17 protein-coding genes are annotated in these 24,138 nt (G+C 44.5%); 8 read left to right on the top strand and 9 right to left on the bottom strand.

Annotated features, from left to right (window positions below):
- Positions 1 to 585: 585 nt before the first annotated feature.
- The 4 genes from JJQ94_RS19725 to JJQ94_RS19710 are packed head-to-tail and all read left to right on the top strand — an operon-like array spanning position 586 to position 5,197.
- Complete coding sequence (locus tag JJQ94_RS19725; protein WP_039493791.1) at positions 586 to 1,590, top strand: Fe(3+) ABC transporter substrate-binding protein; 1,005 nt, start codon at positions 586 to 588, stop codon at positions 1,588 to 1,590.
- The gene (locus JJQ94_RS19720) at positions 1,590 to 3,221 is read left to right on the top strand and encodes an ABC transporter permease (protein ID WP_099030109.1); all 1,632 of its coding nucleotides are present in this window, start codon (positions 1,590 to 1,592) and stop codon (positions 3,219 to 3,221) included. The genes JJQ94_RS19725 and JJQ94_RS19720 overlap by 1 nt, the downstream gene beginning before the upstream one ends.
- Positions 3,221 to 4,252: an ABC transporter ATP-binding protein gene (locus JJQ94_RS19715; protein WP_099030110.1), complete on the top strand. Its 1,032-nt coding sequence runs from the start codon at positions 3,221 to 3,223 to the stop codon at positions 4,250 to 4,252. The genes JJQ94_RS19720 and JJQ94_RS19715 overlap by 1 nt, the downstream gene beginning before the upstream one ends.
- A gap of 30 nt (positions 4,253 to 4,282) precedes the next feature.
- A complete protein-coding gene (locus tag JJQ94_RS19710; RefSeq protein ID WP_099030111.1) occupies positions 4,283 to 5,197 on the top strand; it encodes a Dyp-type peroxidase in 915 nt (304 codons plus the stop codon).
- Between the two features lie 273 nt (positions 5,198 to 5,470).
- Here JJQ94_RS19710 and JJQ94_RS19705 read toward each other — a convergent pair whose 3' ends face one another.
- The 4 genes from JJQ94_RS19705 to argR form a co-directional block, all read right to left on the bottom strand.
- Complete coding sequence (locus JJQ94_RS19705; RefSeq protein ID WP_099030112.1) at positions 5,471 to 10,969, bottom strand: DNA repair ATPase; 5,499 nt, start codon at positions 10,967 to 10,969, stop codon at positions 5,471 to 5,473.
- A gap of 70 nt (positions 10,970 to 11,039) precedes the next feature.
- On the bottom strand, positions 11,040 to 13,217 hold the full coding sequence (locus JJQ94_RS19700) for an SPFH domain-containing protein (protein ID WP_099030113.1): 2,178 nt from the start codon (positions 13,215 to 13,217) through the stop codon (positions 11,040 to 11,042).
- Positions 13,218 to 13,300: 83 nt separating this feature from the next.
- Positions 13,301 to 13,912 carry an OB-fold-containig protein gene (locus tag JJQ94_RS19695; protein WP_099030114.1) on the bottom strand — a complete coding sequence of 204 codons (612 nt, stop codon included), beginning with the start codon at positions 13,910 to 13,912 and terminating at the stop codon, positions 13,301 to 13,303.
- A gap of 412 nt (positions 13,913 to 14,324) precedes the next feature.
- Positions 14,325 to 14,792: a transcriptional regulator ArgR gene (gene argR / locus JJQ94_RS19690; RefSeq protein ID WP_010372285.1), complete on the bottom strand. Its 468-nt coding sequence runs from the start codon at positions 14,790 to 14,792 to the stop codon at positions 14,325 to 14,327.
- A 241-nt stretch (positions 14,793 to 15,033) separates the two neighbouring features.
- Here argR and mdh point away from each other — a divergent pair, with 241 nt between their 5' ends.
- On the top strand, positions 15,034 to 15,966 hold the full coding sequence (gene mdh / locus JJQ94_RS19685; RefSeq protein ID WP_099030115.1) for a malate dehydrogenase: 933 nt from the start codon (positions 15,034 to 15,036) through the stop codon (positions 15,964 to 15,966).
- A gap of 80 nt (positions 15,967 to 16,046) precedes the next feature.
- On the opposite strand, the gene serA is transcribed toward mdh, so the two are convergent.
- From serA to JJQ94_RS19660, 5 genes are all read right to left on the bottom strand, one after another.
- Entirely contained in the window at positions 16,047 to 17,276 is a 1,230-nt protein-coding gene (gene serA / locus JJQ94_RS19680; RefSeq protein ID WP_099030116.1) for a phosphoglycerate dehydrogenase, read from the bottom strand.
- Positions 17,277 to 17,287: 11 nt separating this feature from the next.
- Positions 17,288 to 17,941, bottom strand: coding sequence for a ribose-5-phosphate isomerase RpiA (gene rpiA / locus JJQ94_RS19675; protein ID WP_099030117.1), 654 nt, complete (start codon positions 17,939 to 17,941; stop codon positions 17,288 to 17,290).
- A 104-nt stretch (positions 17,942 to 18,045) separates the two neighbouring features.
- Positions 18,046 to 18,675: a 5-formyltetrahydrofolate cyclo-ligase gene (locus JJQ94_RS19670; protein WP_069023020.1), complete on the bottom strand. Its 630-nt coding sequence runs from the start codon at positions 18,673 to 18,675 to the stop codon at positions 18,046 to 18,048.
- Positions 18,672 to 19,205 carry a hypothetical protein gene (locus JJQ94_RS19665; protein ID WP_010372269.1) on the bottom strand — a complete coding sequence of 178 codons (534 nt, stop codon included), beginning with the start codon at positions 19,203 to 19,205 and terminating at the stop codon, positions 18,672 to 18,674. The genes JJQ94_RS19670 and JJQ94_RS19665 overlap by 4 nt, the downstream gene beginning before the upstream one ends.
- Before the next feature lie 139 nt (positions 19,206 to 19,344).
- A complete protein-coding gene (locus JJQ94_RS19660; protein WP_099030118.1) occupies positions 19,345 to 20,856 on the bottom strand; it encodes a S10 family peptidase in 1,512 nt (503 codons plus the stop codon).
- Positions 20,857 to 21,131: 275 nt separating this feature from the next.
- Here JJQ94_RS19660 and JJQ94_RS19655 point away from each other — a divergent pair, with 275 nt between their 5' ends.
- From JJQ94_RS19655 to JJQ94_RS19645, 3 genes are all read left to right on the top strand, one after another.
- On the top strand, positions 21,132 to 22,361 hold the full coding sequence (locus tag JJQ94_RS19655) for a GGDEF domain-containing response regulator (RefSeq protein WP_010372263.1): 1,230 nt from the start codon (positions 21,132 to 21,134) through the stop codon (positions 22,359 to 22,361).
- A gap of 189 nt (positions 22,362 to 22,550) precedes the next feature.
- Positions 22,551 to 22,889: a P-II family nitrogen regulator gene (locus tag JJQ94_RS19650; RefSeq protein WP_010372259.1), complete on the top strand. Its 339-nt coding sequence runs from the start codon at positions 22,551 to 22,553 to the stop codon at positions 22,887 to 22,889.
- A gap of 13 nt (positions 22,890 to 22,902) precedes the next feature.
- On the top strand, positions 22,903 to 24,132 hold the full coding sequence (locus JJQ94_RS19645) for an ammonium transporter (RefSeq protein WP_045987693.1): 1,230 nt from the start codon (positions 22,903 to 22,905) through the stop codon (positions 24,130 to 24,132).
- Positions 24,133 to 24,138: the final 6 nt, after the last annotated feature.

Below are 24,138 nucleotides of genomic sequence, written 5' to 3'. Positions count from 1 at the left end.
TCCTAAGCCACATTTTACCAGTACATCCGATGTACCTTCCTTCCTCATCCTTAACCACCTGCATATCCAATGCAGTAACGTTATCCCTCAACGTTTAGCCCCTCCCCTGAAGCAATCCTTAGGCTCATCATGAACCTTTAATCCCTGTCCTTTAACATAATCACACCATGTGACATACAATCTCGCTCTCTTTTCCCTATATTCCTTTAAGTGGGTGCTTGTCCATTAGCAAGTCCTGCCCTGAGCGTTTCCTCTGTATCCTTTATCTCTCTTCCTGAGATGTTGTTAAGTATAAGCAGACTAAAAAAAATCGGGAGCAGTGAAATTCAATCTTTTTCGCATCTTTTTCTAGTAATAATAAATAACTTTTTATTTTTCAATTTCTTACTTTAATTTTGAGTGTTATTTCAGCACGTCTTTACTCAATTTCTGGTAGCTAAGTGAGATATATCTCACAGGTAATTCTCCCGTTTTCTACAACGCTAATTTTATCTTGAGCGTAGTTTCAAATATTCAGGGTGTAAAACGGCACAATTACAGGTAGAATTAGTTGATAATAATTATTGTTTACCTAATGGAGTCTTTATGAAAAAAGCACTTGTTACTATACTGGCAACGCTTACTTGCCTACCAGCAATGGCTGCAGAGGAAGTTAATATCTACTCGTTTAGACAACCTTTTCTGATCCAACCTATTTTGGATGACTTCACCAAGCAAACCGGTATCAAGACCAATGTGGTTTTTGCAAAAAAAGGCTTAATCGAGCGTGTTAAGCGTGAAGGCAAGCATAGCCGTGCCGATCTTGTACTCACTTCAAACTTCAGTGCGCTAATTCAACTTGAAGACGAAAACCTAACACAAGCAATTAACAGCGAAACCGTCACCAAGAATATCCCAGCGAATTTCAGAGATCCTGAAGGCCAGTGGGTTGCGCTTACTAAGCGTGTGCGCAATGTATATTCTGCAAAAGACCGTGTAGGCAAGTTAGATGCGCTTACTTATGAAGCGCTAGCGGATGAACAATACCGCGGTAAAATTTGTACGCGCTCAGGTAAACATCCCTATAACCTTGGTTTAGTGGCGTCTATGATTGCCCATCATGGTGAAGCAAAAACCAAAGAATGGCTTGAAGGCGTGAAGAAAAACTTAGCTCGTAAGCCTCAAGGTAACGACCGTGCACAAGTCAAAGCAGTAAAAGAAGGACTGTGTGATTTGGCCATAGGAAACAGCTATTACTTCGGTAAGATGATGGAAGATGAGAAACAAAAAGCCTGGGCTGAAGCGGTATATATCAACTTCCCAAATCAACAAGATCGTGGTTCACATATCAACGTTTCTGGTGTTGTCTTGACCAAGCACGCTAAAAATACAGAAAATGCCTTGAAACTCATTGAGTTTATGACCGACAATAAGGCGCAAAATATGTATGCGTCGATGAATATGGAATACCCGGTTAAACCTGGCGTCGAGTTATCGAAACTTGTGGCATCTTGGGGTGAGTTTAAGGAAGACAGCCTACCATTGTCAGAGATCAGTAAATACCGTCCGTTAGCGCTTAAGCTAATCGATGAGGTAAAATTTGACCTTTAATGCAATTATCATTTTCACTGTCTAAATGGCAGAGTTTTGCGTGGCTGATAGGGCTTAGCCTATCAGTCCCGCTGATGTTTTTAATCTTTGAGTCGCTACAACCTGACTCTGAAGTCTTTGCTCACCTTTGGGACACCGTTCTGTGGGATTATGTCCGCAATACGATTTTGCTGATTGTGGGTGTATGTATCCTTTGCGCTTTAATCGCGCTACCACTTGGCTGGCTAACCGCGTATTGTGAATTTCCTGGACGGCGTTTTTTCGAATGGTCGTTGATGCTACCCCTTGCGATGCCAACCTATTTGATTGCTTACGTGTATACCGATTTGCTGGATTATGCTGGGCCTGTACAAATAGCGCTGCGAAAGTGGTTTGGTTGGCAATCTCCAGACGATTATTGGTTCTTTGATATTCGCACTTTGTCAGGTGCTATCGTGATGATTGCACTGGTGCTTTATCCTTATTTGTTTTTGATTTTTAGAACGGCGCTAAGAGAGCAGTCGTTTAAGCTGGTGCAAGCCAGCCAATTGATGGGCAAGTCGCCTTCACAGAGCTTCTTTAAGGTAAGTTTACCTTTGTCGCGAGGCGCGATTGTGGCGGGGCTGGCACTGATCGCCATGGAAAGCATGGCAGATTTTGCAACCGTACATTACTTCGCTGTGAGCACACTAACCACCGCCGTTTACGATACTTGGTTGGGTTATTATTCACTTACTGCTGCGGCTAAAATTTCAGGCATTATGCTACTGTTTTTATTTTTAGCCCTGACACTGGAGCGAGTGAGCCGCCCAACTCAGGTAGTGCACGAGCGTCAATCGAGCGTTAACAGTACCACGCTTTATCATCTTAAAGGCGCGCAGGCTTGGCTCGCTAGCGCTTTTTGTTGGCTTATTCTAATTGCTGCTTTTATCGTGCCTACATGGGTGCTTGCAGATTACGCCATCGACTATTTTGAACAAGCTTGGAATGACGACTTTTTCTTGTATGCGTGGCAAAGTTTAAAAATAGCGTTTTGGGTGAGTGTGGTATTAATTATCATGAGCATGCTGGTGGTGTTTAACCAGCGAGTTAGTAGTGGTAAACGCGTCACGCTACCGGGCAAGCTTGCAAGTACCGGATATGCGCTACCGGGCACTGTGCTGGCAATTGCAGTACTTATTCCACTCACTTTATTAGACGACAAGCTAAATACTTGGCTTGAAGGTACTTCATTTGAGCCTGGCTTGCTGTTTAGCGGGACGATTTTTGCACTGGTTTTCGCTTACGTTGTACGATTTTATGCGATTGCGCAAGGCGCGGTCGAATCGAGTTATCAGCGGATCAGCCCAAGTCTAGATATGGCAAGTTTTTCGTTGGGTCGCAATCGTTTCAAAACCATGTTATCAATACATCTGCCATTGCTGCGTCGCGGTATTTTAACCGCAGCACTGTTGGTTTTTATTGAGTGTATGAAAGAACTTCCAGCGGCATTGTTATTACGACCCTTTAATTATGAAACACTGGCAACACACGTTTTCCAATATGTGAGTGATGAGCAGCTGGAGCTGGCTTCTGTCTCTGCGTTATTTATTGTGTTGGTTGGTTTAATTCCGCTTTATGTTGTAAACCGTTCTATGGAGCAGCGAAGTTAATGCATAGTTTAGTGCTTGAAAATCTCTCTTATCGCTATGACGGTGAAGCCGTTGTGGATAGCCTAAATCTGACTGTAGAACAAAACGAGATTGTTTGTTTGCTTGGTGCCAGTGGCTGCGGTAAAACTACCACGCTGAAGGCGATAGCGGGCTTGATTGAACCATTTCAAGGCTCGGTGAGTATTTTAGGCAAAGCCATGAATGGTAACGGCACTTTCGTACCTCCACAAAAACGCAATATAGGCATGATGTTTCAAGACTATGCGTTATTCCCACACCTCACTGTGGCGCAAAATGTCGCGTTTGGTTTAACCTCAAAAAGCAAGCGTGAACGTCAAGACCGAGTGGCTGAAATGCTCCATTTGGTGCAGTTGCAAGACTATAGCGACCGCTTTCCACACGAGCTTTCAGGTGGCCAGCAACAACGCGTCGCAATTGCGCGAGCACTGGCGTACAAGCCAAATCTGTTGCTGCTTGATGAGCCGTTTTCAAATATAGATGCCCAAGTGCGGTTTCAGTTAATTAACGATATTCGCCGTATAATCAAAGATCAGCAAGTTTCCGCGATTTTTGTTAGTCACTCGAAAGAAGAAGCCTTTGCTTTTGCCGATCGGTTGGCAATTATGGATAAAGGGAAAATCGCACAAGTGGGCGAGCCGAAAACGTTGTTCCAACGACCGAAGAGCAAAATGGTTGCCGAGTTTTTGGGTCAGGGAATTTATATTCCTGCACAGCGAGTGAATGGCGCTTCGGTAGAAACCCAATTTGGTGCCGTAAAGTCTCTCGTTGAGCTCGGTAATATCGACGCGAAGGGCGAAATGTATGTGAGGCCACAGCACATTACGTTAGAAAACGCCGAGCTTGGCAGCGTTAAAATACTCAATCAGCGCTTTATGGGAACAGAGTACATTTACCGAGTTGCATTAGAGGGACAAGAGCTTGAAATACCGCATCCGGCTCATGAACCACTCGACTTAAATCAACCAATCTCTTTAAAAATTAAGGCACATGCTGTAAATTTCTTTTCTTAATAGCAAATGAATAAAAGCAGGGAGTAGAGCATGGCGCTTGCCCAATCAGGTGTGTGTGCTGAAGCCAATTTGCACGGCTTACACTTGTTCTTCAATGTGCTTGAAGGGCAAGACGAGGCGCTAAGAGCGGCGCTCGCCAATTGTGGACGCTTGCAAGAGGAGTTGGAAGACAGATTCTCTGAATCTATGCTGTCGAGCTTTGTCGCGATTGGTGCGCAATACTGGCCGCACATTTATCCTGAGTTTATTCCTAAAGAATTAAAAAGCTTTCCACATATTGTTGAAGCTGAGCACACCGTGCATACCCAGCCTTTTGACTTGCTTTATGTGATCCGCTCCGACCGAGAAGACGTTAATCATATCTTTGCTCAAAGTGTGCTGCATATGCTAAATGGCCTAGTCGAAATGGTGGCACATGTGCGCGCCTTCCGTTTCTTAGATGGTCGTGATTTTAATGGCTTTATTTATGGCGCAGACACACCTAGAGGGCGCAATAAGCGAGAAGTTGCACTTGTGCACAACCCGAATGCAGCCGACCACCTTGGTAGTTATATTCACGTACAGCGGGTGAAGTTTGATTTACTGCGCTGGCAGGAGTTGCCGCTCGCTGAGCAAGAGCAATTGATGGGGCGTACACGTCTAGACAATGACCTAATTGAAGATTGCGAACCCTGTAATCATGCGATATTAACCGAATTGAAAGACGCAAATGGTAATGCGCTACTGCTTAATCAAAGCATGCCGTTTGGTGATGTATTTGAACAAGGAAGCTTGTCGCTAAGTTGCAGCGCCAAGGGCGATGCTTTTGAGCAGGTACTAAGAAGCCGATTGGGTGAAGGGGATGAATACGACCCCATATTAGATTATTCCAGTGCCGATATGGGTTCCGCGTTTTTTGCACCCTCACTAGAGTTTTTGGCGGTGATGGCAAAAATGCCGGAGTAAATTACTTTTTAACCTGAACTCGGGGTAAGAAGTTAGTTAAGCTACTAAAATACCTAAGTTCAAAAGCGTATTATCACTCTAGCCAGAAGTTATTTCTTAATACAAGGCAAATTTGTGCGTCAATAGCTGGCCTATTGCAAGCAAATTTAACGTAGTAGTAAGGGATAACAGCTGCTAGAGAACAAGTTGTTATCCCGAGTTCAAGTTTTTTAACTTTACATCTCCAAAGCCCATCCATGGGCTTTGACTTGTTTCGCAAGCGTTTTTTTGCCGTTACAACATATACGGGTTTTTCGCTGGTGAACCGTTACTAACTACAGGTCTTGATTGAATCTCCTCAAGCTTTTGTAAAATGTCTTTTAGTTGTTGCTGCTGGACTTGCTCAGCGCTTGAGTTTGCTAGGGTATTTGTCAACAATGTCGTGACGGCTTCAAGTGCTTTAGCACTGCTGTCATCAACATGATTGTCGACTTGGATCTGCGGTTGTGCCGCCGCCTCTAAGCGCTCAGACAGGTTTTCAAAAAGTGTATTTTGCTGCTGACCTTGTTGACCCAATGCTTGTTGTATTTGGGCTTGGGTGCTAAGCAAGTCATTGAGTTTGCTAAGGTTAGCGAGTAGCTGCTCGTTGTTCGCAGTGTGTTTGATAGCGTTTTGTAGTCCAGCAATTTCCTCTGCGACTTGTTGCTGTGAACCTATCAATTGCTTTAGCGGTGTAGCGTAAGGTTGCTGCGTTAAGGCCTCACGTAGCTCAGTTAACTGCGTGGCAAACTCTTGCTCGTTAAGCACCTGAGCTAATTGTTGCAACAGCGCACTGTAATCAAAGCTAAGCTGCTCTTTATCGAGTTTAGCGGCGATTTGCGAAAGGGATTTATTGACAAAGCTCAGCTGTTCAACGGCTAGCTGCGCAGGGCTTCCTTCGTCACTATTGCGGTGCAGACGGGCATATTCGGCTTTGATTTCATGCCAGCGTGTTGCTTCTTCATCCGTCAAGGTACCGCGTAATTCAGCCAGTTTAAGTAAGTTTTCTTCGCTGCCTTTGCTAAGCGTTTGTGCTTCACCGCGATAGTGATCTTGAATTAGGTTTTCAAGTTCACTGTCATTCATGGCAGCAACCACCTTTTCAGCCATCTTATTCATGTTACGGTAACTGCCTTGTAGCTTAAACGGTGGCTCGGTTCGATAGTTATCATCTTGCGCTGCAGAGGCAATATATTGGGTATTTACTTTGAGCACGGTGTTGCGAATGGTGAGCAGCTTTTTCAGTACGCTGACAATTTCATTCACTTGCGCTTGAGAGTAATTAAATTCCAATTCATTGATGGAGATGTCTTCTCCGTCGGCAATGCGTACTAGCTTGTACAAGTCTTCCATACCACGATTGGCAAGTGGCGCAAGCACTGCATTGGAAGTGAGCGTATTTTCAATAAAGCTCATGGCAAATTCTTGCTCGCAGCCACTAAGGGTGTCACCGAGATTATAAATATCGGCGCGGTTGGCAAGCATATCTGGGATCTTAAAAGATTCACCGGATTCGGTGTATGGGTTTCCTGCCATCACAACGGCAAACTTTTTGCCTCTCAGATCATAGGTTTTACTACGGCCATTCCACACCCCGTCTATGCGTCTTGAACCGTCGCACAAAGAGATGAACTTTTGTAAAAACTCGGGGTTGGTATGCTGAATATCGTCAAGGTACAGCATCACATTATTTCCCATCTCAAAGCTTTGGTTGATCTTTTCAATTTCTTTTGCGGCGGTCGCATTGATAGCTTGAGCAGGATCCAAAGAGACTTGGTCGTGACCTATGGATGGACAATTGACCTTAACAAAGGTGAGTCCTAAGCGGTTAGCCACATACTCTATTAACGTGGTTTTACCATAGCCCGGAGGGGAGATAAGCAGCAACATGCCCATTAAGTCGGTGCGCTTATTGTTTCCTGCAGCCCCTATTTGTTTTGCTAAGTTATCGCCAATAATAGGGAAGTAGACTTTGTCAATCAGCTGATTACGTACAAATGAGCTTAGCGGTCTGGGTTTAAACTCATCCAATTGCAAACGCTGCTTTTGTGCCTCAAGCACTTGTGCTTTTAACTGTTGGTACTGTTTGTAGGCCGGAACATGAACCGTGAGATACTCGTTACTACGGGCAAAAAAATCTGCGTAATCTAGGTGTAGCACTTGGTTCTCGATACGTGGATGTTGGCCCATTAAGCCTGAAATGTCGGTTTTTATTTCGGCTTCTTTGACTTGGTAGGTGATATCTAACTGGGTGGAAAGCAAAATGCAGTTAGCGGCCTCAAGCAAGGTCTCAGCACTTTCATTTTGCTTACTGCCATAGGCGCGCAGCCAGCTGCTTAACAGGCGGCATTTGTCCTCAAGTTTGGTCAAATGCGTTAATGAGTCCTCAAGTTGTTGCCAAACGCCTTTGGCCTTTGCCATCGAGATAAACTGCTCGCTGATGTGTTTTGCAGGTGAAGCCAAGTCAAATTGTCTCGGCTTAACTTGCTTGGCAAGGGCTTTAATTAAGTAAGTTGCGCTTAACTCGCCTGAAAAGCGGTGTAGCTCGGTTAAATAGCTCGATAAGTTTTGCTGACAAAATGCTGTGATCTTTTCACTTAATTCTTTGCTTAGCTGTTGGCTAAAGCTATGGTCATCTAACTTCGTTGCCATCAGCTCTGCTTGTATAGCCTGAAACGCCAATTCAGCTAGCTCAGCCTTGCTTTGATGAGTATAAAATAGCTGTGCCGCAATTCGACAGCTGGCAGGGTAGACGAGTAACTCAAGCTGTCGTTTTTGTTTTAGTAAATTAGCTAAGATCAGGCTGGCATCTTGATCATGAATACCTTTCTCATAGCCTTCTTGATATCGGGGTTCTGCAAATTTTTGTACGATAGGCAGTAAACTTCCCTCATCAACTGCAAGTTCTAGATCCGCTTGACTAAAGTCGTTGCCATCTTGCTCCGCAGCCGCTAATACTTGAGCTGCAAGGTACTCGCCTCGATACAAGTGACGGTTTTCTGAGATCAGGTTTTGCTCCCAGTACGTGCTTGCATCATTGAGCTGTTGATTGATCTTATCGTCAGGAATAGTATCAAAATACTCAGTGCCAGTGAGGTGTAACATCAGCTGTTCACCACGAGGCAGCAAAGTTAAATCAAGGATTTGTTTATTGAAACTAAACGCATGTTTGCCGACTTTAACGGTATTGCCACCATCAATATAAATATCTTGCTTGTCTCGCAAAGCGCGGATCGCTTGATCTTTGCAGGCCTTGAGTTTGGCTTGAATATCATCCGCCTTCACTTCATCGCTTAGGCGCTTTAGCTCTTGCGTTAAATCGCGAAGCTTGCCAATCATAGGGTCGGAGGCAAAGTAGCTATTGATGTCATCTAAGGTTTTAAAACTTTGCGAGCGTCGTGTCACCCCCTGTAAAATACGCTCGGCAGCGTTTGCTAGACTCAGCGCGCGGCGCTGTCTTTCGTCAATGAGCTGCTGTTTGTGCGCCTCAAAGCTTTCATAAACGTCATCACGTTTAGACAAGATCTCCGTTAAAAACTCATCATACTGACTAAATTGAGACTCGAGCTCTTCTAATTGGATAAGTAAGCGAGATAGCTGGTCGTCACATTGCTCTGGGGTTTTGGCAGCGCTTAGACCGCTGGTAATACTTTGGCTGAAAAGCTTAAAACGAGCCGCGAATTCGGCTTTTGCTTCAACACTGCCCACGCTCTTTTTCTGAATTTCTAACGCTGCTTTGGCGCGGTTTACTTGACCATAAATGGCGCTGACATCTTCCAAAATTTTAGTGCGAATGCGGCTATCGTCAATGTCGAGATCAAGCATGGTATGGTTGAGCAGATCAAGTTCAGCGCTCAAGGTTTCCAAGGTCGCCAAAAAGCCGTTAAGCTCGGTGACACTCTCTGTTTGTGCTCTGGCTTGCTCTAAGGAGTCTAGCTGCTCGTAGTAGGGCGCCAAAGCACTATCTTGCTGCAAAAACTCCGCGGTTTTATGGCTTAAGCTCAGGGTTTGCTCATCAATCTGCTGCTGCATGGCAGATAGCGCGTCAAGATTGATATACTTCACTTCTTCAAGGCTGATCACTTTGCCTTTTAAGCGTTTGAGAGATTCTAAGCTCTGGACAAACTGCTCCGCTGTTTTAAAGCTATCTGGTCTCACCTCGCGAAGCACATCTTGCATGGCTTGCTCTATTTCGGTTTCTGCGCGCCGAGCGTCGGCCTCAATTTGGCTTACCTTTTCAAATTCGTCTAGTACCTGCTCCGAGGTTTCAAAAATTTCATGTAGTTTTGCTGTGATATCTGCAAAGTCCGCTTCAGCAAGCCAATGATAGCGGTCTAAAATACTGCGGGTGAGGGCAATTAAATCTTCATAATGAAAGACTGTGGGGCTTTGTTCGTTAATGGCTTGGAACACACTGTATAAATCAGAAATCGCGCGTACTAAATCCGGGTTGCCGATCCGGCCAAATAAGCCGGTTGCGCGAGGGGCTTGTGCGGCAAACTCGCTGCCACAAAATGGGCTTTGCCAGATTTGAATAGGATGTACGCGCTCAGGCTCTGGCTCTGCTTTAAAGGTTAGCGCTAAGCCATCGTCATAAATACCATAGCCATGACAATAAATGGGATTTTGCAGGTTTTTTTCAATAATATTGTAAGAGAAAAGTGCGTAACGACCCTCGTTTGGTTCGTAGAAGATATACAGTACATCTTCACCATTGGGTGATTTGATCTGGCGATGGAAAATTAAATCGTCCAGTTGGTCGTCAAAATAGCGTGTTTGCCCAGATTGTAAATAATAGCCACCAGGAAAAATAATCCCTTGGTTCTCAGGTAATTGAACACAGGCACCACCCAGCGCATCTTGGCGTAATACCTGCTGGGTGCGGCAATTATAAATAAAATAACGCCACTGTTTTTCACGGTAGGGAAGTAACTTTAACAACACCATTTCGCCAACTTCGGCAAAACGCAAATCGCAATCTGCGAGTGATTGACTGGCGTCATCAACGGCTTCTTGATAAATACCTTCACCGCTTTGGGTATTGTTTTCTATTTTTACGGTGAGTTTGCCACTCGATACTTCAATAAACACTTTGTCGTTCACATTAATATGTGGGTGACGGCCTTCGACGTGATCGGCGCGATCGGTTTTTTGCCATTCAAAGTCAAAGTTTTCCACTTCGCCTAGGTCGCGCTCTCCTCGATTATCAATATAATCTAAGGTTTCGTCTTTGGCGATTTGCCAGCGAAACACGCGGACATCAGAGAGCTTTTCGCCAATCTGAAATAGCGCAAAGAGCTTGTTTGATTTAACAAATAGGTGTTGTAGACGGGTGTCTTTGTAATACGTGTATAGTTCGTCAAAGTCGCGTAAGAAACGTTGGTCAGTGAGGAATTTAGTTTCTTGCGGGTAAGGTTCTATTTCGTAATGGTCTTCTTGCAGGTGTAGCTTTTGTACGGTGAATACATCGCTGACTTGGGTATTTTGTTTAAGCCCCATAAACACATTATAAGCAAAGATAAGCTTGTCGCCGATCAGTACAATGTCGCGCGGTACGCAGTTATGCTCAGTACGAACTCTTGCTCGACCTTTCACTTTAAGCTCGGTGCTGCCAAATGTGTCAACACGCTGTTGGTTGAGTTTATCTATCTGACTTTTCAGTTCACCGCCAAAGTTACTAAGCCGGCGTTTAATAAGTTGATAAGAGTCTTGTTCGAGCGTTCGCTCTGGCGCTTGTTGCGTTGCTTCCGTCATTCTTTGCTTTCCTATGTGCGCTGTCGCAAATGGGGGAGAGGAGTCAAGCAGATTGACTCCTCAGGGTTAATTACTCTAGTGGTTCGCTTTGTTTACTGCCATTTAACGAGCCGCCAAGTAACCTGAGTAGCTGCTGTTTGTCCGCATCTGAGCTATTGCTTAGCTGTTGGAAGAACTTACTCATGTTGATGTTTTTTAGCGTTTCCGACGACGCATTGGCACCAGCCAATACCCCTTTTAGGTCGTCCATCAAATTACGTTCACCGTTTAGGTGATCTTTAAATACGGTTTGTACCGTCTTACTTTCGCCTACTAAGCCGTCAATTGACTTGCCTACTGTGATGGCATTCATAAACTGGTTAAAGAACTGGCCGTCGCCGCCCATAAAGTTGATATCAGCACCGCTCAATGCTTTACCTAATACTTCAGCCTGACTTGCAGAAACTTGTTTGTTCGCCTCGATACTCGCAAGCGTCAGCTCTTTCTGTTGGTTTAACTGTAGCGTGAAGCTTTCGTATTCACGGGCGTCTTTATCCATCTTATTAAGTGCTTCCAGCTTCTCTGTAAGACCTTTGGCTTCTGCTGACATCTTACGTTCAAGGTTGATAGCTTCTGCTTCTCCTTGTTTTTCAATTGCCTCAGCCATTGCTGATTGAACCTCAGCTTCTGCCAAACCAATTTCACGTTTGCCTTGCGCTTCGGCTTCACTTTGCTTCTTGGTTGCCTCTGCCATTGCTGCTTGTACTTCGGCTTCGGCGCGGCCAATATCACGTTTACCTTGTGCTTCGGCTTCTAGTTTTTGCTGTAGCACTTTGGCGTCTGTTTCACCCTGTATCGCACTTGCAGCGGCTTTAGCCTTAATGATATCGGCTTCTGCAAGACCAGGCGCTGCCGCTTCAACCTGAGCAGCTTCGGCAAGAATTTTCTTCGACTCAGCGGTTTGGTTCGCAATACGCAGCTCCGCCGCAGCCATTTTTTCCATTTCACGGGCTTTAAATTCGGCAGCTTGCTCTTTAGCTTTAGCCGCTTCAATATCTTTAACCAACGCTTCTTCGGCCTCTGCTTGAGCAAGAATAATTTTCGCTTGCTTCTCACGCTCGGCTTCAGCAATACATTGCACGTCTTTGATGCGCTCTTGTTCCTCGGCAACGGTTTTCTCAACGGCAACCCGTTCACGCTGAACATCGGCAATCTCTTTACGTTCAACTTCTAGCGCTTTGGCCTTTTGAATACGTAGTATTTCGGTTTCACGCTCACGTTCGATAATTTCAATCTGGCGAGAACGCGTGACTTTTTCTTCTTCTATGCCGAGTAAGCGAAGGCGATTTTGCTCTGCAACATCGATTTCGCGTTGTTTGTTGTGTTCTGCAATTGCAATTGCTTCGTCCGCTTTGAGGCGTGCTTCTTCGGCCTTTAAGCGCTCTTCATGCTTAACACGTTCAGCTTCAGCGGCTTCGCGAGCGCGCACCGACTCGATTTCACGGCGTTGTCTCGCGCTGGCATCTTCACGTTGGCGCTCGACTTCTGCGGCTTTTTCAAAGGCAGCTTGGTTTTGGTTGTCGATTTGCGCTTTTTCATCACATTTAAGCTGGTTAGTTTCTACGTTTTGGCGTGAGGTTTTTTCGGTAATACGGCGAATACCTTCAGCGTCAAGAATGTTATTTGGATCTAACTTGTCGATCGAGGTTTGTTCAAGATAATCAATTGCTACATCTTCTAACGTATAGCCAGATAAATCTTGTCCAATCACTTCTTTAATAGAATCTCGGAACTCATTACGATGTGTAAATAGCTCCTCAAAATTCATGCGCTTACCAACGGTTTTCAAGGCTTCGGAGAATTTTGCCTCAAATAATGCTTGTAAGGTTTCTGGTGCAGATGCGCGGGCACAGCCAACTTGTTTCGCAACGCGTAGGATATCTTCTTTGTTTTCGTTTACGCGAATGTAAAAAGTAATGGCGATGTCAGCACGGATATTATCTTTACAGATCAGGCCGCTGTTTTCACGACGCTCTAGTACCATGCGGTTAGTTGAAATATCCATGACTTCCATTTTATGGATCACAGGTAGCACAATGCCGCCCGTTGTCGTGACATCCGGCTCGTTTTTCATCTTGTTGATGATCAATGCCTGACCTTGTTCAACCTTGCGGTAGAACTTTCCAATCAGAAGTAGAATGGCAAAAATAATGACGATGGATATGCCCACGATTGCGAGCACCGGTCCGAGGTTGTTTAGAAATTCCATGTTTTTTCCTGCGTTGCGCTATGTTGTTTGAGTTGGTATTAGCTATGCCAACTCGTTCCTAAATTCCGTTATTTTCCGTACTATTACCAAGGTTTAGCCACAATCGTGTAGCTATGTGTAAGGGTGTCATGTTCGATAAGTAAGGCACAGTCTCCTAGTGTGAAAGTGTTATCTTCATCCGAGCGCACTTCGATGAGTTGCTCCGTTCCTTGAATATATACTCTGGCTTGACCGAAAGTGTTGCTAACTTTTGATGTTGCAATAACGCATTCGAGCCCAACCAGCGCTTGCTTAGAAGTGGTTTCTTGGCTTTCGAAAAAGCGTCGTAATGGCCTTACAATTACAGCGGTTAGTGGTAATGCAACAATGAGGCTGGCAAGCATAAATACCGTGCCCATCAGGTAGTAAAAAATGCCATTGCCCAATAGATAAGCAAAAAACTGTTGCACATAAATACTGATAATCCAACCCAGCGCGATGATTAAACTCAGTGAAATACTCACTGGGACGCCACCAAAAGCGACCTCCCAAAAAGAACCAGAGCTTGCGCCTTCGGCTTCAATATCAATATCGCCTTCTAAGATATCGATATCAGTAAAACCGAGTAAAGCAATTAACCAGAACAACAACACTATGAGTAATAGTGTTGAAAAAATAACAGTGGGAAACGTAAATGCAGTATTTAAAAATTCCATTGCTGTTCCTTAGTTCCTTGTATTTCCTTTTAAGCGGTTAAGTAAGTGAATTGTCCACTCAGCGCCATAAGGTGTCTTTGTGTTTATCAAGCGGTGAGTTCCGCATCATAGAATGTGAGATGATTGAGTGAAGCGAATAGCGTTCGTGTCCGGTAAGACGGAGACACTGTAGGAAACAAATCCGAGAAGCTAGTCAATCAGCTTAAAAACCATCCATGCGTAGTGAGAAAGCCTCACATGTGTTTCTAAAGTTGCCACAATTAGACATATTATGTCAAACGTTTTTTTGCTGTAAAGATAAGCAATTTATTCTGTTTATCGTGATAGTGGAAAGCGTGCTTGTTGGGGGAAAGTATCAAGGTAAGTGCTAAGTAAGTGCTAACTTGTGAGTTAGCACTAATAAAATAATAGACTAAACGTTATCGAACAGGGTTTTTACTTTATCTAAAGTAACGTCGATTTCAGATACTTTGGCAGGCGCAATAAAAATCGTGTCATCGCCAGCAATGGTACCTAATACGCCGTCTGCGGTGCCTAATGAGTCAAGTAGCCTCGCAATTAATTGTGCAGCACCAGGACTGGTTCGAATAATAATCATCATTTCGTTGTGCATAATATCAACGACTAACTGACGCAAAGGGCTTTTTGCTGTTGGAACGCTCATTTCAGCGGGTAAGCAGTAAACCATTTCTTGCTTAGCATTACGTGTACGCACAGCACCAAACTTGCTCAGCATGCGCGACACTTTGCTCTGACTGACGTTGTCAAACCCTTGTTGTTTTAGAGCATCAACAATTTCACCTTGAGAGCCAAAGTTTTCTTCTTTTAAAATGGCTTTAAATGCTTTGATCAGTGCTTCTTGTTTTTCTTGCGGCTGCATAGTCTGTCTTCTTTTACGGCTAATCTTTAAATTCTACACAAAACCGCCGAGATTCCCAAATTTGCGCGATCAAAATGGCAGTCGTAAAGCATAAGTGTACAAAGTGTCGCGATCTTTACACTTTTATTTAAGACATTAGTCAAAAAATCTCGAAAATAACCGTGATTAATTTGTGTTTAACAGCGCTTTTCATTATCTTTACTGCACACTCAATTTCACCTTCAAATTATGGAGAATCCAAATGAAAGTTGCTGTATTAGGTGCCGCTGGCGGTATCGGTCAAGCTCTATCTTTATTGCTTAAAAATGGTCTTCCAGCTGGCTCTGAGTTAGCGCTTTATGACGTTGCACCTGTTGTACCTGGTGTTGCAGTTGACTTATCTCACATCCCAACTGCGGTAAAAGTAGCGGGTTATGGTAAAGACGACCTAGACCCAGCTCTTGCTGGTGCTGACGTAGTGCTTATCCCTGCTGGTATGCCTCGTAAGCCTGGTATGGACCGCGCTGACCTATTCAACGTTAACGCAGGTATCATCAAGACACTTGCTGAAGGTATCGTTAGAAGCTGCCCTAAAGCACTTGTTGGTATCATCACAAACCCAGTAAATGGCACGGTACCAATCGTTGCCGAAGTGTTCAAAAAAGCAGGTACTTATGATCCAGCTCGCGTATTCGGTGTAACAACGCTTGACGTTATCCGCGCTGAAACCTTCATCGCAGAGCTTAAAGGCCTAGATGTTGCTGAAGTTAAGATCCCAGTAATTGGTGGTCACTCAGGTACTACAATTCTACCTCTGCTTTCTCAAGTTGAAGGTGTTGAGTTCACTGACGAAGAAGTTGCTGCACTAACGACTCGTATCCAAAACGCGGGTACTGAAGTGGTTGAAGCTAAAGCGGGTGGCGGTTCAGCTACACTTTCAATGGGTGCAGCAGCAGCACGTTTCTGCTTCTCACTAGTGAAAGGTCTACAAGGTGAAGAAGTACTTGAGTACGCATACGTTGAAGGTAACACAGGCGATGCAACATTCTTTGCACAGCCAGTTATCCTTGGTCAAAATGGTGTAGAGAAGTTACTTCCTTACGGTGAGCTAAGCGCGTTTGAGCAAAAAGCAAAAGACGACATGCTAGCGACACTTGAAAAAGACATCAAAGAAGGTGTTGATTTCATGGCGTAAGCCGGATTGATACAAAAAACCAGTCGCTTCACAGTGACTGGTTTTTTATGCCTGAGGTATAAGACCTCAAATGATTCTTCTTAGTGAAGAATACGTGCTCTGATAGTTCCTTCAACCGCACTTAACTCTTTCAACGCCACTTCAGAGTGGTCGCTATCGACGTCGATAACTACGTAACCAATAGATTCATCCGTTTGTAGGTATTGCGCCGCAATATTGATACCGTGCTGAGCGAACGCTTGGTTGATTTGCGTTAGTACGCCTGGGCGGTTTACGTGTACGTGTAATAAACGACTTCGGTTTGATAATTCAGGTAGAGAAACTTCCGGGAAGTTAACTGCTGTGACTGTTGAACCATTATCTGAATACTTCGCCAACTTGCCCGCGACTTCCACACCGATGTTTTCTTGTGCTTCTTGCGTAGAGCCACCAACGTGTGGGGTTAGCAGTACATTGTCAAACTCGCGTAGTGGTGAGACAAATTCTTCATGATTAGATTTTGGCTCAACGGGGAATACATCGATAGCAGCGCCGGAAAGTTTCTTAGCCGCTAATGCTTCAGCTAAGGCGTCGATATCAACAACCGTTCCGCGTGATGCGTTAATTAGAATTGCGCCTTGCTTCATCACTTCAATTTCAGCCATGCCGATAAGGTTTTTGGTCTGTGATGTCTCTGGCACATGCAAACTGACCACGTCCGCTCTTTGTAGCAATTGCGTAAGCGTGTGTAACTGCGTTGCGTTGCCGAGCGTGAGCTTATCTTCGATGTCATAAAACTCGACGTTCATACCGATATTCTCAGCCATAATGCCAAGCTGGGTGCCAATGTGACCATAACCAATAATACCCAGCGTTTTACCACGGGCTTCGTATGAACCGTCGGCAGATTTATCCCACTCACCGCGATGCGCCTTTGCGTTACGCTCAGGAACACGGCGCAGTAACAAGAGAATTTCACCTAGTACGAGTTCAGCCACAGAGCGGGTGTTAGAAAATGGCGCGTTGAATACGGCGATACCGCGTTTTTTAGCGGCATCCAAATCCACTTGGTTGGTGCCGATGCAGAAACAGCCAATAGCGACCAGCTTTTCAGCCTGTTCTAATACTGCTTCTGTAAGGTGAGTACGCGAGCGGATCCCGACAAAGTGAGCGTCCTTGAGCCGCTCGATCAGCTCAGGCTCCGGTAAGGATGTTTTAACGTAGTCTATGTTGCTATAACCGTTGCGCTTTAACGTCTCAACGGCGCTTTGATGTACGCCTTCTAACAACAAAATTCGAATTTTATCCTTTGATAACGAAACCTTGCTCATCTGTAATCTCACTAGTTGATTTTAGGCCCTTCTGGAGTGCCTGTTATTACAACGTCAGCGCCACGCGCGGCAAATAAGCCATTAGTCACGACGCCAACAATCTGGTTAATTTTTTCTTCAAGCGCTTTAGCTGCGCTAATTTTTAGGCCATGCACATCAAGAATGACATTGCCGTTATCAGTGATGACGCCTTGGCGGTATACCGGATCGCCACCTAGTTTTAGTAACTCTCTAGCCACGTAGCTACGCGCCATTGGGATCACTTCAACAGGTAGTGGAAATGCACCTAGAGTCTCAACATGCTTAGTATTATCAACAATACAAACAAATTTCTTGGCGACGGCTGCAACGATTTTCTCGCGCGTCAGTGCTGCGCCACCGCCTTTTATCATTTCGTTGGTGCTGTTGATTTCATCTGCACCATCAACATATACCGCAAGCTCTGACACATCGTTTAACTCGAAAACTTCAATACCAAGTGCTTTTAGCTTCTCTGTTGAAGCTTCAGAGCTTGATACTGCCCCTTTGATTTGATCCTTGATACTGCCAAGCGCATCAATAAAGTGGTTTACCGTTGAGCCTGTACCAACCCCAACAATGGTGTTTTCTTCTACATAGTTCAAAGCTGCCCATGCTGCGGCTTTTTTCATTTCATCTTGAGTCATAACGCTACACTTAGTTGTCATTGAAGTTGTATGGAGTATAACTCAATCAAAGTGTCAGCGTCATGGTCAAAAGCGCCTCAAAATGCGCTTAACTGTTTGCCTGCTCAATTATTTTTTGGCCAAGTGTATAGTTGGGTTGGAGTGAGGATAGTTGGGAGCGGTACATCCCAAGCTGCTGTTGGTAAGCTTGGAACTTGCTGGCAATCATGAGCAAGGCCAACAAGTGCTGGTTTAGCTCGCTGCTCAGCGTAGTGTAACGCTAATGTTCTATCGTAGTACCCACCGCCCATACCGAGGCGATTACCTTGCTCATCAAAAGCAACCAGAGGCATCAACAGTAAATCCAATGATGCAAGCGGTGCCACAGCTGAACAATCTAACTTAGGTTCCAAGATAGCATAGCGATTTGCCTTCATGGGTGAGTTTTTTTCATACTTCTGGAAGAGTAAATTTGCAGGATTGAAGGGGTGGATTACGGGTAAGAAAACCTGGTGTTTTTTGTCCCAAAGCGATTGAATTAAAAGGGATGTATCTAGTTCGCCATCGTTTTGAATATAGACCCCTACATTGGCATTTTCTGGGAGGTTTATTTGTTGAAAAAAATTAATGTTGAGATGTGCCGCGGCTGTCTTCTGTTGCTCTGCTGATAGCGAGTTTCTTGCATTTCTAATCGTTTTTCTCAAATTAGCACGAGTAACTTGAGATTTATTTATGTTGTTATTAGTTTTATTCATTCTAACGCGAGCCACTCAGGGAAAAACAAACTTACACCAAGCAGAATAAATAAAATAATTAATACAGCGAGCAGATAATATAGCCAAGTCTTAGATTTAGCCGGAGGGCTAGGTTCAAAGTCCAGTTCATCAAATAGCTCCTTCGTCTCCCATTCTTCGTCTGTTGTATCTTCTATTTTAGTATGGGGAGTTGGTGCTACGCGTTGCTCGAGCTCCTCTAATCGCTCTTCGATACGTATTAGACTGCTTGTGATGTAATCCAGCGCTTCAAATACGCGCTCTTGATCTGCGTTGGTCGGAGTAGCGGCTGTTTGGCTTTGCAGCTTGGCATTGATCCCCGCGCTTGCAAGTAATTTTACCTGTTTTAGCGCTTTGGCTTTATCCGCAGGAGCAAACAAGTTTTTGCCAGCGTAAAATTGCTGGATCTTTGAAGGTGAGGTTTTCAACCTGTCTGCAATTGCGATAGCGGCGCTTTGTTGATCCTTACCGTCGGCCATGCCAACGAAGACGACTTTAAACTGCTCGTTCATGGTGCGTGCCTAAGTTGTAGAGAGATAGTATTGAGTATATCTAGATTATAGGTAACTGTAGAAGGATAAAAGGAAATTTTTACAATCTGGTGAGCATTAAGATAAGTGACCGCTTGCGCGGCCACAATGGGTTGGGAATTTAGTAAAGCGCTGACTGATCCGCTTTGGGGGTTGTTTTTAAGATAAACTCGCGGAGATCTTCGTTCGACTTTTGTAAATCTTCATGACGCAGGTACATCATGTGCCCGGAGCGGTAACCTTTAAAGCTTAAGCGATCACGCATTTTTCCGCTCGGATCGAGCTGCCACATATTGTACTTGGCATCAAAGTAATTCGTTGCGCCATCGTAGTACCCAGATTGGATCATCACGTTTAGGTAAGGGTTTTGTGCCATTGCTAATCGTAATTGCTCACCGACATTATTATCGCTGTTATCCCAAGGGTGAACTGAACCAAACATATTATATTTTACATCGGTTTTATAGTTGAGCTCCGTTGCGAAGTAATGATTAATCGCAGGCGTAAATGAGTGCAACCAAGAGGTCAGTTCAGGCCAATAATCAGGGCGAGAACCAGCGTCTCTTTTATCAATACCAAGATAGCGTGAGTCTAATCGACCTAGCGTATAGCCACGGTCACGCAACAGTTCTTTCCAAAATGCCGCAGTAGGAATATCTAGGTTGTTTTGAGCCACAAAGCCCTCGCTTAAGCCACTATATTTAGCAACGGCCTGTGTCACACTTTGCTTTTCTTGGGCGCCGATAAATGCGCCTTTGGCGAGTGCGGGAAGATACTGATCAACCGTATATTGTTCAACCTCTGCAAGTACTTCGAGTAAATCTTTATTTTGCAATTCAGAAGACAGCGCTTTGTGGTACCAAGCGGCGGCAGCGTAATACGGTAAACGGTTTGCCACTTCAACCGGACCTTCTCGTTTAATGCCGATTTCCGTAGGAGATACCAACACCACGCCATTGAGATAAAGCCACTGATTGTTTTGCATCGCGTGCGCAAGACCTGACACTCGAGTCGTGCCGTAGCTCTCACCAATCAGGTACTTAGGGGAAAGCATACGCTCATTGCGATGAATAAATGTATTGAGCCATTCGGCTAAGTACTTCACGTCCGCGTTGACGCCAAAAAACATCTTTGTTTGTTCGGCTTTACTAGGATATTTACCTTCAGCATTTTTGAGTACGCGAGAATAACCTGTGTTTACTGGGTTTACATAAACAATATCGGCAACATCTAGCACTGAATATGGGTTATCTTTCAAGCCGTAAGGTTGCAGTGGATATCCTTCGTCATCAATTTTTAATACTCTTGGGCCAGTATAGGCAATGTGCATCCACACGGAAGCAGAGCCTGGACCGCCGTTAAATGAGATCAGCAGCGGACGTTTGCTCATATCTTTGATTTTTGTGCGCTTGTAGTAGGTGTAATGCAACGTTGCAACTGCGTCGCCGTTTTCATTCCACACCGGCTGTGTGCCTGTTGTCGCGGTGTAGTTAATACGTTCACCTTTTATTTCGGCTCTATGCTCAGTTGTTATTTTATGATCTATCTCAATTGCGCGGTTGTGCTCTTCAGCTATGCTTGGCGCTGAGAGTAGGGCACAACTCACGAGCAATAGTGGTAGTAATTTTTTCATTGCTTCCTCGGTATTACAGTAGGTATGTCTGCATTAAAGAAGTATTTCATCTGAAATTCAAAGCCATTGAGACAAACTCAACAAAAAAAACGGCAGGTTTGAAAGTAGGCTGTTGTAACCTCGTTTATCGAAAAGTAACGAATTTGAGCCGATTTGGTTTTTTTTAGTGCAAGATTCGCGTATATTTAGTACTTTATTATGTAGTAATAAAGTATTTAGCCCCGTTAAATTCTTGTTTCACTGCGCTTCTCGTTGTACTTAAGAGATCTCAATCCATGCAAAGAATTTTAATTGTTGAAGACAGTAAAGTCGTACAACAGGTATTGCGACACCTTGCTGCTCAGCATCTAGATGTCGAAATCGATTTTGCTTGGTCCCTCAAGGAAAGTAAGGACTTCTTAGCACAGCACCAATATACATTGGCGCTGGTAGATTTAACGCTGCCCGATGCGATGGACGCAGAGGTCGTGCAGCTCACGCTCAGCCACAAAATTCCTACCGTGGTGCTGACCTCAAAAATAGATGAATATAGTCGCCAGCAAATGCTTGAAATGGGCGTGGTGGATTATGTGATTAAAGATAACCGTGATTCATACCTATACGCGGTCAAGTTAGCATCTAGACTGTTGAGAAACCAAGGTTGCAAGGCGCTGATCGCCGATGATTCTGTGATCAGTCGAGCGGTAATGAAGCAAATGCTTGAAAAGCAATTATTTACAGTGCTTGAGGCGCAAGATGGCGAACAGGCACTGGAGATGTTGCTATCTGACCATGAAATTAAGCTACTGCTGACAGACTTTGCGATGCCGACGATGGATGGCTTTGAGTTGGTGAAATCCGTTCGTAATAGTCGCGGACGAGATGAGTTGGCGATTATTGGTCTGTCTGGCGCGGGAAGTCATGGTTTGTCAGCAAAGTTTATCAAATATGGCGCCAATGACTTTTTGGCAAAACCTTTTATGAGTGAAGAGTTTCATTGCCGCATCATGCAGACGATGGAGCAGCTCAATTTGATTGCAGAAATCAAAGAATATGCCCATCGAGACTATTTAACAGGACTTTATAATCGCCGTTATTTCTGTCAGCAAGCAGAGCGTTTAATCAAGAACAAACCGAGTCAGCATATATTGGCATTGTTAGACCTCGATCATTTTAAATCTATTAATGATCAATATGGTCATGAAAGCGGTGATGATGTACTTAAACAAGTTGCTGATTTACTGCGTAGTGCATTTGGTCACTACATTGTGGCACGTATTGGTGGGGAAGAGTTTGCTTTGCTTATTCCAAGCTCAGATATGAAGATGGCAAAGCACATGCTAGAAGACTTTAGAGAGCGCCTTGCGCAGCAAGCATTCAAAATTCCTGAGGGTAAGCATTATTGCACCATCAGTATTGGCCTCGCGGCTTGCCAATCAAAGAGTCTAAGCGAAGTAATGCGCAAGGCTGATAAAGCGCTCTACAAAGCGAAGGACAAACAACGCAATTGCGTTATCGCGCATTAGCTTTTCGTTATTTGGGTGTTTATGCACCAACTCAGTTCAGACTTAATATCAATGCACCTAGATGGTGCATTTTTTATGCGTAAAATTCCATCTTCAACTTTAATTCATTGTTAATTAAGGAATAAAAAATTTGGCACAAAGGTTGGATTACTGCATACAACAGGATCAATTGTCCTAAGGGGACTCAGCATGAAAATGATAAGTGCAATAATAAAGCCATTTAAACTTGATGAGGTACGTGAAGCGTTAGCCGATCTGGGGATTGAAGGCATGACGGTTGTTGACGTCAAAGGATTCGGACGTCAGCGCGGACATACCGAACTATATCGCGGTGCAGAATATCAAGTCGATTTCATTCCAAAAATAAAAATAGAAATTGCGACGTTAAGCGAAAACGCCGAGCGCGTTGTGGAAACGGTTACAAAGGCTGCGTTCACTGGAAAAATTGGTGACGGAAAAATCTTTGTTTACGACTTAGACCAAGTTGTTCGGATCCGTACCGGCGAACTTGATGAAGAAGCCATTTAAGGGGAGCCAAGCAATGGAAAATACAATAATAGAACTAAAATTTTCATTAAACACTTTTTACTTTCTGATCTCTGGCGTCTTAGTTATGTGGATGGCTGCTGGATTCGCTATGCTTGAAGCGGGATTAGTACGCTCAAAAAATACCACTGAAATCCTTACCAAGAACGTCGCACTGTACGCTATTGCTTGTACTATGTATCTGCTTATTGGTTACAACATCATGTATGTCGATAATGCCGAAGGTGGGGTTTTACCAAGTCTTGGTGCGCTCATTGGCAGTGCTGCTAAGGATGCCGACCATGCACTGCAATCCGACTTTTTCTTCCAAGTTGTATTTGTTGCAACGGCTATGTCAATTGTCTCGGGCGCTGTTGCTGAGCGTATGAAATTATGGGCGTTTTTAGCATTTTGTGTGGTGTTAACTGGTTTTATCTACCCGTTAGAAGGCTATTGGACGTGGGGCGGTGGTTTCTTATCTGAGCTTGGCTTTGTTGACTTTGCCGGCTCTGCCATTGTGCATGGTGCCGGTGCTGCTGCGGCACTAGCGGGTGTCTTGTTACTTGGTGCGCGCAAAGGCAAATATGGTAAAAATGGTGAGATCTATCCAATTCCTGGTTCCAACATGCCACTGGCTACACTAGGCACCTTTATTTTGTGGATGGGGTGGTTTGGCTTTAACGGTGGCTCTCAACTGTTCCTTGCCGACAAAGAAAATGCCATCGCGGTTAGTCAAATCATGCTAAATACCAATGCGGCGGCGGCTGCAGGTGCGGTTGCTGCACTGTTGGTGTGTAAATTAATGTGGGGCAAGGCGGATTTAACTATGGTGCTTAATGGTGCACTAGCAGGTCTGGTGACCATTACCGCTGAGCCTGCCTCTCCAACACCTGTATTAGCGCTTATCCTCGGTGCCATAGGTGGTGCATTGGTGGTGTTTAGCATCGTTGCGCTAGATAAAGCAAAAATTGATGATCCTGTCGGTGCTATCTCTGTTCACGGTATATGCGGTGCGCTGGGTGTGATGATGGTACCATTTTCAAACTCAGACGCTACTTTCCAAGGTCAGGCTGTGGGACTTATCACTATTTTAGGTTTTGTTTTCATTGCTTCTTATATTGTCTGGAGTGTATTGAAAGCGAGCATGGGGATCCGCGTTGGCGAAGAAGAAGAGCTAAGCGGTATGGATCAACATGATTGTGGCGTAGATGCCTATCCCGAGTTCGTGACAGTTCGCGGACAGTAATACCAA

This window comes from Pseudoalteromonas sp. GCY (assembly GCF_016695175.1).
Lineage (GTDB): Bacteria > Pseudomonadota > Gammaproteobacteria > Enterobacterales > Alteromonadaceae > Pseudoalteromonas.
Note: the sequence above shows the minus strand (reverse complement) of the source record. Positions and strands in the feature narration are given on the sequence as shown.

Coding starts and splice junctions, on each gene's coding strand:
- JJQ94_RS19725 (WP_039493791.1), top strand. CDS start 586: ATGAAAAAAGCACTTGTTACTATACTGGCAACGCTTACTTGCCTACCA.
- JJQ94_RS19720 (WP_099030109.1), top strand. CDS start 1,590: ATGCAATTATCATTTTCACTGTCTAAATGGCAGAGTTTTGCGTGGCTG.
- JJQ94_RS19715 (WP_099030110.1), top strand. CDS start 3,221: ATGCATAGTTTAGTGCTTGAAAATCTCTCTTATCGCTATGACGGTGAA.
- JJQ94_RS19710 (WP_099030111.1), top strand. CDS start 4,283: ATGGCGCTTGCCCAATCAGGTGTGTGTGCTGAAGCCAATTTGCACGGC.
- JJQ94_RS19705 (WP_099030112.1), bottom strand. CDS start 10,969: ATGACGGAAGCAACGCAACAAGCGCCAGAGCGAACGCTCGAACAAGAC.
- JJQ94_RS19700 (WP_099030113.1), bottom strand. CDS start 13,217: ATGGAATTTCTAAACAACCTCGGACCGGTGCTCGCAATCGTGGGCATA.
- JJQ94_RS19695 (WP_099030114.1), bottom strand. CDS start 13,912: ATGGAATTTTTAAATACTGCATTTACGTTTCCCACTGTTATTTTTTCA.
- argR (WP_010372285.1), bottom strand. CDS start 14,792: ATGCAGCCGCAAGAAAAACAAGAAGCACTGATCAAAGCATTTAAAGCC.
- mdh (WP_099030115.1), top strand. CDS start 15,034: ATGAAAGTTGCTGTATTAGGTGCCGCTGGCGGTATCGGTCAAGCTCTA.
- serA (WP_099030116.1), bottom strand. CDS start 17,276: ATGAGCAAGGTTTCGTTATCAAAGGATAAAATTCGAATTTTGTTGTTA.
- rpiA (WP_099030117.1), bottom strand. CDS start 17,941: ATGACTCAAGATGAAATGAAAAAAGCCGCAGCATGGGCAGCTTTGAAC.
- JJQ94_RS19670 (WP_069023020.1), bottom strand. CDS start 18,675: ATGAATAAAACTAATAACAACATAAATAAATCTCAAGTTACTCGTGCT.
- JJQ94_RS19665 (WP_010372269.1), bottom strand. CDS start 19,205: ATGAACGAGCAGTTTAAAGTCGTCTTCGTTGGCATGGCCGACGGTAAG.
- JJQ94_RS19660 (WP_099030118.1), bottom strand. CDS start 20,856: ATGAAAAAATTACTACCACTATTGCTCGTGAGTTGTGCCCTACTCTCA.
- JJQ94_RS19655 (WP_010372263.1), top strand. CDS start 21,132: ATGCAAAGAATTTTAATTGTTGAAGACAGTAAAGTCGTACAACAGGTA.
- JJQ94_RS19650 (WP_010372259.1), top strand. CDS start 22,551: ATGAAAATGATAAGTGCAATAATAAAGCCATTTAAACTTGATGAGGTA.
- JJQ94_RS19645 (WP_045987693.1), top strand. CDS start 22,903: ATGGAAAATACAATAATAGAACTAAAATTTTCATTAAACACTTTTTAC.